We start from the raw sequence: 9938 nt of genomic DNA, 5'->3' as shown, positions 1-9938 counted from the left end.
CAAGCCTCGTGGTTGCGGGGCCTTTCTCATTGGTGATCAGCTCAGGTGGTGGACGTCCGCCAAGCCGTATACGGGCGTGGGGATTCCTTCATATCGCGCCTTCAGTTGTAGCGCGAGATACAGCGAATAGTGGCGCGACTGGTGCAGATTTCCGCCGTGGAACCACAGGCCCGGTTGCTGGGTGGGCTTCCACATGTTCCGCTGTTCGCCCTCCCAGGGGCCCGGGTCCTTGGTCGTCTCGGAGCCGAGTCCCCACACCTTGCCGACACGGTCGGCGACCTCCTGTCCCATGAGGTCGGCGGCCCAGCCGTTCATCGATCCGTACCCCGTGGCGTAGACGACCACGTCGGCGTCGATCTCCGTCCCGTCGGCGAGCACCACCGAATTCTCGGTGAGGTGGTCCAGTTGACCGTGGACCAGCTTGATCGTTCCGTCGGCGATGAGTTCGCTCGCGCCCACGTCGATGTAGTAGCCGGATCCGCGGCGTAGGTACTTCATGAAGAGTCCGGAGTCGTCGTCGCCGAAGTCGAGCTGGAAGCCGGCCGCCTCGAGTCGTTCGTAGAGTTCCTTGTCCTGTTGGCGGATCTGGTCATACACGGGTATCTGGAACTGGTGCATGATCCGGTAGGGCAACGAGGCGAAGGTGAGATCGGCCTTCTTGGTCGTCATCCCGGAGGCGACCGCCTCCTCGCTGTACAGGGAACCGAGGGCGATCGACCGCAGCGAGTCGGATTTCACGATGTGGGTCGAGGAGCGCTGCACCATCGTGGCGTCGACGCCGTTGTCCACCAGCGCCTTGCAGATGTCGTGCGCGGAGTTGTTGGAGCCGATGACGACGACCTTCTTGCCGAGGTAGCCGTCCGGTCCGGGATGTGCGCTCGAGTGGTGTTGCTCGCCGGCGAACACATCCTGCCCGGGGACCGAAGGGACGGCAGGTTTGCCGGACATCCCGGTCGCGAGGACCAGCTGCGTCGGATGGAGCGTGAGGCGCTCACCGTCCCGGTCGACCTCAACCGTCCACCGTGACTCGGCCTCGTCGTACTCAGCGGACAGACACGTCGTCTTACTCCAGTACGGAACCTCCATGACCTTGGTGTAAAACTCGAGCCAGTCGCCGATCTTGTCCTTGGGTGCGAAGACCGGCCAGTTGTCGGGGAACGGCAGGTACGGGAGATGGTCGTACCAAACCGGGTCGTGCAGGCACAGCGACTTGTAGCGTTTGCGCCACTGGTCCCCGGGACGGTCATGGCGATCGACGACGACCGACGGCACGCCGAGCTGGCGGAGTCGTGCGCCGAGCGCGATACCGCCCTGCCCGCCGCCGATCACGAGCACGTACGGTTGCGCCGACCGTCCGAGCGACAGTTCCTCGTCGGCCTTCTTCTCCGCCCAGGAACGGGTGTCGGGGTCGGAACCGTGCACCGCCCCGAGCGGTCGATTCGGGCCGGCCGACTCCTCGTGTCCCTTGAGTTCCTGCATCGTCGTCAGCAGCGTCCAGGCCTTGTCCTCCCCGGCGTCGCGCCCGCCACCGTCGGTGCCGGCGTCGTCGCGACGGATGCGCAGGTGTCCCTCACACCGTCCGACGGCGGTCTCGAACGCGATGAACGCCGAGACGACGCCGTCCCCGTCGTCGGTGGCCGGTTCAGTGGTGGTGAAGTTCGACGGGCGGGTGTCCGCGAGACGCGCGGTCAGCATGTCGGCGATCTGCTCGTGGCCCTCCACCGTCTTGATGTTCCAGGTGAATGCGGTCAGGTCGCGCCAGTAGCTGTCGGTCAGAAACGCGTTCGTCGCGCGGGCGATGTCGTCTGCGGCGAGTGCGGATTCGAACTCACGCAGCCAGGCGTCCATCCGCTCCTGCGGGGTGCGGTCGAGATGGACCAGCGGTTCCAATGTCTGAGTCATGATGCCTCCTCGAGATGTGCCCCGCGAACGTGATGTGGAACACAGCGGGTTGTGGACAGCAGACGCCCCGGCGCCGGGTGGCGGCAAGGGTTGCAGGGGGTTGCGAGGGGCGGGGTACGTTGTCGTCGTCTGTGACGTGACGCACAATCGAAGAGATGAACGCTTACGAGTCGGCCTCCGAGCTGGAGCCCGCGGTGCACGCCGGCGACGATCCGCGCGAGTTCGCGTCCGTTCTCAGCGCGGTTCACGACGCGGCGATGTCGGGCGGGCGCATGCCGGCGCGTCCGCGCAGCGTCATCGACGACTCGTGGCAGCGACTCCGACGTGCCGGTCTCGACCCGGACGTGGACTGCGCCGGGGAACGGACGCTTCAGCTCGAGGAGCTCGAAGAACGCCGCCGACGCTCCGGCCTGGCGGAGGTCGTGGACGAGTTGGCACGTGGCCTCGACTCGCTGATCGCCGACGGTGACAACATCCTGGTCGTCTCGGATGCCGACGGGCACGTGCTGTGGCGGAGCGGGTCGTCGAAGGTGCTCACGCGCGCGGACACTCTCGGATTCGTCGAGGGTGCCGACTGGGCCGAGGGCTCGGTGGGGACCAACGCGATCGGTACGGCACTGATGTCCGGTCGTTCGGTGCAGGTGTTCTCGGCCGAGCACTTCGTGCGCAGTCATCATTCGTGGACCTGTACCGGTGCACCGATCAAGGACCCGCGGACCGGTGAGATGTTGGGGGTGGTCGATGTGAGTGGTCCGGCCGCCACCATCCATCCGACCACCTTGGCGCTGGTGCATGCGGTCGCCCGGCTGGCCGAATCACAACTACGCGAGAGCCACCACCGACGACTCGATTCGTTGCGGGCGGTGGCCGCGCCGATCCTCGCCCGCATGCCCGGCCCAGCGTTGGCGGTCGACACCGACGGGTGGGTCGCCGCCGTGGACACCGTGTCTCCGCGATCGCGACTGATCCTGCCGCCGCGGCTCGGCCCCGGCCGGATCTTCGTGAATGCGCTGGGGGAGTGCGACGTCGAGGCGTTGCCCGGCGGATGGTTGGTGCGCGTCGCGGAGACCTCGGACGCATCCACCACACGGGTGATCGTGCGGACACCGCCGGACGCGTCGGGTCTCCGAAATGTCGAGGTCACCGTCGAAGGCGCGAGCGGTGCCTGGACCCATCGCTGTTCGCCCCGGCACGGCGAGATCCTCACCCTCCTGGCGCGACGGCCCGGCGGCGTCACCGCGGCCCAGATGTCGATGCACCTGTTCGGCGTCGACGACCGGACGGTCACAGTGCGGGCCGAGATGTCCCGGCTGCGCAAGCACTTCGGTGGTCTGCTCGTGGCGGGCCCGTACCGGTTCGTCGACGGGGTCGACGTCGAGGTGCTCGCCCCCGAGATCACCACCGTGCACGACTGATCGACTCGGGCTCAGTCGTACTCGGCGACCACGAGCCCACGGTCGAAGGCGTATACGATCGCCGCCGCCCGGTCGCGGAGGTCGAGCTTCGTGAAGATGTGGTTGATGTGGCTCTTCACGGTCACCTGCGAGATACCGAGGGCCGCACCGATTTCCGCGTTGGTGCGGCCCCGCGCGATCAGGCGGAGGACATCGGTCTCGCGGTCGGTGAGCCCGGGCACGGTGCTCACCTGCTCGCGACCCGACCGTCGGAAGCCATGGAGAACGCGTTCGGTCACCGCCGGATCCAGGAACGCGCCGTCGCGAACCACCGCGCGGACCGCCCAGATGAGCGCCTCGGCCGGCGAATCCTTGAGGATGAACCCGGCCGCTCCGGCGCGCAGGGCACGGGACAACAGGGCGTCGTCGTCGAAGGTGGTCAGGATCAGCACCGGCGGCGGCTCCCGCAGGGTGCGCACCATCGTGGTGGCGGTGATGCCGTCGACGTCACGCATCCGCAGATCCATCAGGACGATGTCGGGCCGGTGTTCGGCGATCCCCGCGAGGACTCCGGAACCGTCCGCGCACTCACCCACGATGTCGAAGCCGTCGCGCAGGCGCAGGATGCGACGCAGGCCCGTACGGATGAGCTCCTGGTCGTCGACGAGAAGAACCCGGATCGGGTCGGCCGCGGGATCGGTGGGTGCGGTCGTCGTCATGCGGGCACCCCGGCGGTGATCGGTCGCGACGGCAGGCTCGCGTGTACCGACCAGGTGCCTGCCCGATGTGCTGTCTGGAGAGTGCCGCCGAGCAGTGCCGCGCGCTGGGTCATTCCCTCGATACCGGTGCCGTCGCATTCTCGTGGCCGATCCTCGGTCGCCGGGTTCTCGACCGTGAGAGCAACCGCATCGGCCACCGACACCGAGACCGAGGCCTGCTTGGCCACCGAGTGTTTGACGACGTTGGCCAGGGACTCCTGGGTGATCCGATACAGCGCCGCACCGACCGGACGTGGCAGCTCGGTGAGGTCGCCGACGAGGCTGAAGTCGATGTCGACGCCGGCCTTGCGGTAGTCCTCGACGAGCCGGACGAGGTCTCCGGCGCCCGGTGACGGGGCCGTCGTTCCCGTCGGCTCGGTCGTCCCCAGTACGTGGACGATGGTGCGGATCTCGGTCATCGCCTGTCGGCCTTGGCGTTCGGCGTCGGAGAGTGCCTCCAGTGCCTCCTCGATGTCACGATCCTGTTCGAGCACGCGACGGGCGCCGGTGACGTTGAGCATGGTGATCGACAGGGAATGCGCGATGACATCGTGGATCTCGCGGGCGATCCGCTGTCGTTCGTCGCTCGCGGCGCGGTCGGCACGCTCGGCGAGCACCCGGGCCCGGTTGTCGGCCAGACGCTTCTGGATCAGCATCATGTAGCCGATCAGCCAACCGCACGCGACGCCGAGCGCGTAGATGGCCGGTGACTCGAGACCGCCGACGGCGCCGAACCACACGATGACGGCGAGGCAGGCCGCCGTCACGATCAGTCCGCCGAGAAGGGGATACATCGCGGCGGCGATCGCCGCCACCAGGACGAGTTGGAGTGGGGCGGCGTCGGTGGGCGTCGGGACCATGAGGAAGCAGACCGTACTGGTGATCACCGCAGAGCACGGGTACGCGGTCGGCGGCAGGGTCAGGTCGAGCACCAGCGAGAGCACGGCGAGGACCAGAGCCGCGATCACCCACCCGGTCTGATCGAACGGGAAACGTTGTGCCGTCGACACCAGGGTGACCACGACGCTCGACGACAGGATCACCGCGGGGTACAGCGGCGGGTAGTCGCCGCCCGCCCGTTCGATCCGCCGGCGCAGCCCCGCGCCCATCTCCGCTGTGAAGACCGTCACCGTTCCAGGATAGTTCCGCAGAACTGCCGAACGTCCGCCTCACGGTGGATTCCGCTGTCCACCCTGGGGTGGAGAACCGGTCAACCCGCGGGATGGCGACTCGGGACGATGGCCTCCATAACGTTGTGAGCAGCGAAATCGCCGACCGAGGAGGACATCATGAGCACGCTGCGGACGCGACCCCGGCGCTGGGAGCGCCTCGAGACCCGACCAGGGCCGACAGATCCCGGCCTGGCCCCGCCGATCGACGCGCGCGGCGTACGGGTGAAGAGCCACGCGGGGTTCGGCCGTCCGGTCGTCGTCGGAGTCGACGGGACCGACGCCTCGTTGCGTGCGGTGAAGGTCGCCGTTCGACTGCTCGGCGATTCCGGCGACCTGATCCTGATCTGCGCCACGCGGCGTCGTCGGAAAGAAGCGAGCACCACGCTTCACGACGCCCTCAAGGACGAGTCCTATCTGCTCTCCGGTCAGGCGGGAGTCGACGAGACCCTGCGGACCGCCGCCGAACTCGCGAGGTGGCACGGTGCACGGACGGTGTCGACCATGAGCGAGGTCGGCGACCCGACGTCGGTCCTGCACCGGGCAGCCCGACGTGTGGAGGCCGGTGCCGTCGTCATCGGAACCGGCGGAGCGCGTCCGGGCTGGACCGCCCGACGTCTCGCCGGACGCCTCGACGCCGACGTCATGCTGATCGTCACCGACGGGTCGGTCCATCTGCGCCGACGGGCGGCGCGGGTCGACGATGTCCGCGACACCACCTGGACCTTCGCCTGGCCTGCGCCCGCACCGCGACCCGCGTAGCAACGGCCGCGTGACACGATGTGCAGATGCACATCACCGACGAGTCGAGGCTGCGGGAGATCGTCGGCCATCCGATGGAGATCATCCGCGACAAGGCGCGGAACTGTCTCGCCGACGTCGACCGGGAATGGCTCGCGAAGTCGCCGATGGTGTTCCTCGCGACCGCCGACGAACTCGGACGGATCGACGTGTCGCCCAAGGGCGACCCGGCCGGCAAGGTCGTCCACGTCATCGACGACCGGCACATCGCGATACCCGAGCGGCCGGGCAACCGTCGTGTCGACGGTTACCTGAACATCCTGCGAAACCCCCGAGCGGGCTCGATCTTCGTCGTGCCCGGTCGCGGCGACACCCTCCGGATCAACGGCCCGGCGCGCATCGTCGGCGACGCCGACTACTTCGATGACCTGTCGATCAACGGAAAGCGGCCGATCCTCGCGGTGGAGATCACCGTCGAAGAGGTCTTCTTCCACTGTCCCAAAGCGTTCCTGCGGTCCGACCTGTGGAGACCGGACACCTGGCTGCCCGAGGCGCTGCCGTCGGTCGCGGAGATCACCCGGCGCGTGATGCCCGAAGCGGGCAATGAACGGTTCACCGAGGACAGCTTCCGCCCGTACCTCTACTGACCCGCCGACGGTGCGGGCGCGGGATCGAACACGGTGTCCCGGTCACCCCGATACCCTCGAAGGGCGATGCGGCACCGACGACACCGGTGCCCTCACCGACGACGGCGAAGGGATGGCCATGGGCCGGTACATCGAAGCGTTCACACGGGCAGCCGACGATCGGGAGGCGTTCTGGCTCGACGCCGCCAACGGCGTCGAATGGATCACCCCACCCACCTCCGCACTCGACGACTCGGCCGCCCCGCTCTACCGCTGGTTCCCGGACGCGACGCTGAACACCTGCGCCAACGCCCTTGATCGCCATGTGTCGGCGGGACACGGCGACCGGACCGCGCTGATCTGGGACTCGGCGATGGTGGGCGAGGTCCGTCGGTACTCCTACGCCGAACTGCTCGACGAGGTCTCACGATTCGCCGGTGTCCTCACCGAGCAGGGGATCGGTTACGGCGATCGCGTGGTGATCTACATGCCGATGATCCCCGAGGCGGCCGTCGCGATGCTGGCGTGCGCGCGGATCGGCGCGGTGCACTCGGTGGTCTTCGGCGGTTTCGCCGCTCGTGAGCTCGCGACCCGTATCGACGACGCCGAGCCCGTCGCCGTCCTCACCGCCTCAGGCGGTCTGGAACCGGGCCGGGTCGTCGAGTATCTGCCGATGGTGGCCAAGGCCATCGAGTTGTCGGCGACGCCCCCGCGCGTCGTCATCGTCAAGGACCGTCCCGAGATCGGTGGTGTCGCAGCGGATCACGAGGGTTGGCTCGACTGGGACGACGTGCTCGCCGGTGCCGATCCGGTCGAGCCGGTTCCGGTCGAGGCCACGGACCCGCTGTACATCCTCTACACCTCGGGGACCACCGGGAAGCCCAAGGGCGTCGTCCGCGACAACGGCGGGCATGCGGTGGCCCTGACATGGTCGATGGCGAACATCTACGACATCTCTGCCGGCGACGTGTGGTGGACCGCCTCGGATGTGGGGTGGGTCGTCGGACACTCCTACATCGTGTACGGGCCCCTCCTCGTCGGAGCGACATCGGTGATGTACGAGGGAAAGCCGGTCGGTACCCCGGACGCGGGCGCGTTCTGGCGTGTCATCGGTGAACACGGGGTGAAGGCGTTGTTCACCGCACCCACCGCGATCCGCGCCATCCGCAAGGCGGACCCGGACGCCACCGAACTGAGCAAGTACGACGTGTCCTCGCTCGAGACGTTGTTCGCGGCGGGCGAGCGACTCGACCCGGACACTTTCACGTGGGCCTCGGAGGTGCTCGGTGTCCCGGTCGTGGACCACTGGTGGCAGACCGAGACCGGTTGGGCGATCGCGGCGAATCTCCGTGGGCTGGAGCCGATGCCGATCAAGGCGGGCTCGCCGACGGTCGCCGTTCCCGGCTACCGCGTGGGCGTCGTCGACGCCGAGGGCAATTCGCTGGACCCGGGCGAGGAGGGCAACATCGTCATCGGTCTGCCGCTGCCGCCCGGAACCCTCGCCGGGTTGTGGCGCGACGAGGAGCGGTACCGCAAGTCGTATCTGTCGGCGTTCGACGGCTTCTACCTGACCGGTGACTCCGGCTACGTCGATGCCGACGGTTACGTGTTCGTTCTCGGCCGGTCCGACGACGTGATCAACGTTGCCGGACACCGGCTCTCGACGGGCAGTATCGAGGCGGTGGTGGCGTCGCACCCGGCGGTGGCCGAGTGCGCGGTCATCGGCATCCACGACGAACTGAAGGGCCAGCGTCCCAGCGGGTACGTGGTGCTCAAGTCCGGCGTCGACATCGACGCCGAGACTCTGCGCACCGAACTCGTGGCCATGGTGCGCGACGAGATCGGGGCCGTCGCGACGTTCCGCGACGTGACGGTGGTGCCGGCGCTGCCGAAGACACGGTCGGGCAAGATCCTCCGAAAGACCATGCGACAGATCGCCGACCACGAGGAGTACACCGTGCCCTCCACCATCGAGGACCCCGATGTCCTGACCGCGCTGGCCGCACAACTCGAGGGCTGAGTCGATGCTCGATGGTGTGCTTCGCACCGCGATCCGGCTGGTGCCGTTCGTCGGGCTGGTCGGCGCGATCATCACCACGATCGTCGACGTGTCGACCCCGGGTGGTGACCTGGGCCGGGATCTGCTCGAGAACTCCGTGTTGTGGATGATCGGTGTCCAGGGATGGATGACCGGGTGCGGCCACATGTTCTTCGGCGAGCCGATCGCCGAGTCGATCGGGTGGCCCCCGAAGACGCCGTGGCAATGGGAGGTCGGGCTCGCCAGCCTGGCGACGGGTGTCTTGGGCGTGATCGCATCGGGTTTCGGTGACGAGTTCACCCTTGCCACCATCATCGCGTTCTCGGTGTTCTACCTGGGCGCCGCGGTCGGGCACGTACGGGAGATGGTGACCCGGCGTAATTTCAAGGCGGGCAACGCCGGTCCCATCTTCTTCTTCGACGTGCTGGTACCGATCTACCTGATCGTGTTGTACGCGTCGGTCACGTAGCGGAGACTTGGCGCGTGCACCGAGACGAGCACCGCGAACTCCCGGTCGATCCGGACGAACGCCCTGTGCACCTGCGTGTGCAGGCCGTCGCCTGGGTGTTCGCCGGCGGGATTCTCGGCACCGGGCTCCGGCTGTGGGCCGAGAACTCGTTCCCGGCCGTCGAAGGGCAGTGGCCCTGGGCCACTTTCGGGGTGAACGTCGCCGGCGCGTTCGTGCTGGGAGCGTTGCTCGAGTTGCTGATGCGTTCGGGACCCGACGACGGATGGCGCCAGCGCATCCGTCTCTTCGGCGGCACCGGCATCTGTGGGGCGCTGACCACCTACAGCACCTTCGCGCTGGAGATCACCGAACTGACACGGGCTTCGGCGGTCGTGACCGCAACCATGTATGCGGTGCTGAGCGTGGTGCTGGGGGTTCTCGCGGCGGGTTGCGGGATCGGAGTCGCATCGACGATCGCCGGGCGGAGGGAACGGTCGTGATCGCGTTCGCCGTGATGGTGGCGGGAGCGCTCGGTGCCGTCACCCGGTTCGTCGTCGACGGAGCGATTCGACGCCGATGGCCGTCGACGACGCCCTGGGGCACCTTCGCGATCAACGTCAGCGGGTCGGCACTGTTGGGTGTGCTCGCCGGTCTCGTCGTCTTCCACGGGGCGCCGCACGACTGGCAACTGGTCCTCGGGACCGGATTCTGCGGTGGCTACACGACTTTCAGTACGGCTGCGTTCGAGACGGTGCGGCTGGGGCAGCAGAAGGACAGGTGGCGGTCCGCCGCGTACGCCGTCGGAACGCTGGTCGCGTCGGTGTTCGCGTGTGCGGCCGCCGTGTGGGTGGTGTGGCTCGTC

10 protein-coding genes are annotated in these 9938 nt (G+C 67.9%); 7 read left to right on the top strand and 3 right to left on the bottom strand.

Features of this window, described 5'->3' with window-relative positions; translation table 11 throughout:
* Positions 1–36: 36 nt before the first annotated feature.
* Positions 37–1902, bottom strand: a complete 1866-nt coding sequence (locus M4D77_RS22385; RefSeq protein ID WP_259937459.1) for an NAD(P)/FAD-dependent oxidoreductase — start codon at positions 1900–1902, stop codon at positions 37–39.
* Between the two features lie 155 nt (positions 1903–2057).
* Between M4D77_RS22385 and M4D77_RS22380 the strand changes: the two genes are divergently transcribed.
* The gene (locus M4D77_RS22380) at positions 2058–3317 is read left to right on the top strand and encodes a helix-turn-helix domain-containing protein (RefSeq protein WP_259937458.1); all 1260 of its coding nucleotides are present in this window, start codon (positions 2058–2060) and stop codon (positions 3315–3317) included.
* An 11-nt stretch (positions 3318–3328) separates the two neighbouring features.
* On the opposite strand, the gene M4D77_RS22375 is transcribed toward M4D77_RS22380, so the two are convergent.
* Together M4D77_RS22375 and M4D77_RS22370 are read right to left on the bottom strand one after the other, a co-directional pair.
* The gene (locus M4D77_RS22375) at positions 3329–4015 is read right to left on the bottom strand and encodes a response regulator transcription factor (protein ID WP_058253679.1); all 687 of its coding nucleotides are present in this window, start codon (positions 4013–4015) and stop codon (positions 3329–3331) included.
* The gene (locus tag M4D77_RS22370) at positions 4012–5184 is read right to left on the bottom strand and encodes a sensor histidine kinase (protein ID WP_259937456.1); all 1173 of its coding nucleotides are present in this window, start codon (positions 5182–5184) and stop codon (positions 4012–4014) included. The genes M4D77_RS22375 and M4D77_RS22370 overlap by 4 nt, the downstream gene beginning before the upstream one ends.
* A gap of 159 nt (positions 5185–5343) precedes the next feature.
* Here M4D77_RS22370 and M4D77_RS22365 point away from each other — a divergent pair, with 159 nt between their 5' ends.
* The 6 genes from M4D77_RS22365 to crcB all read left to right on the top strand — a co-directional run.
* A complete protein-coding gene (locus M4D77_RS22365) occupies positions 5344–5985 on the top strand; it encodes a universal stress protein (RefSeq protein WP_259937454.1) in 642 nt (213 codons plus the stop codon).
* A 26-nt stretch (positions 5986–6011) separates the two neighbouring features.
* Positions 6012–6611 (top strand): MSMEG_1061 family FMN-dependent PPOX-type flavoprotein, encoded by a 600-nt coding sequence (locus M4D77_RS22360; protein WP_259937451.1) that lies wholly within the window; start codon positions 6012–6014, stop codon positions 6609–6611.
* A gap of 118 nt (positions 6612–6729) precedes the next feature.
* Complete coding sequence (locus M4D77_RS22355; RefSeq protein WP_259937449.1) at positions 6730–8610, top strand: propionyl-CoA synthetase; 1881 nt, start codon at positions 6730–6732, stop codon at positions 8608–8610.
* A gap of 4 nt (positions 8611–8614) precedes the next feature.
* Complete coding sequence (locus tag M4D77_RS22350) at positions 8615–9097, top strand: DUF6790 family protein (protein WP_159371260.1); 483 nt, start codon at positions 8615–8617, stop codon at positions 9095–9097.
* A 14-nt stretch (positions 9098–9111) separates the two neighbouring features.
* Complete coding sequence (locus tag M4D77_RS22345; protein WP_247449829.1) at positions 9112–9576, top strand: CrcB family protein; 465 nt, start codon at positions 9112–9114, stop codon at positions 9574–9576.
* Positions 9573–9938 (top strand): fluoride efflux transporter CrcB (gene crcB, locus M4D77_RS22340; RefSeq protein ID WP_259937447.1); only part of this gene is annotated, 366 nt, incomplete at its 3' end. The genes M4D77_RS22345 and crcB, both read left to right, overlap by 4 nt.

Origin of the sequence: Gordonia sp. p3-SID1431, assembly GCF_025143765.1 — a bacterium.
GTDB classification, from domain to species: Bacteria; Actinomycetota; Actinomycetes; order Mycobacteriales; family Mycobacteriaceae; genus Gordonia; species Gordonia hongkongensis.
The sequence above is the reverse complement of the archived record's forward strand: the minus strand, read 5'-3'. Positions and strand labels throughout refer to the sequence as shown.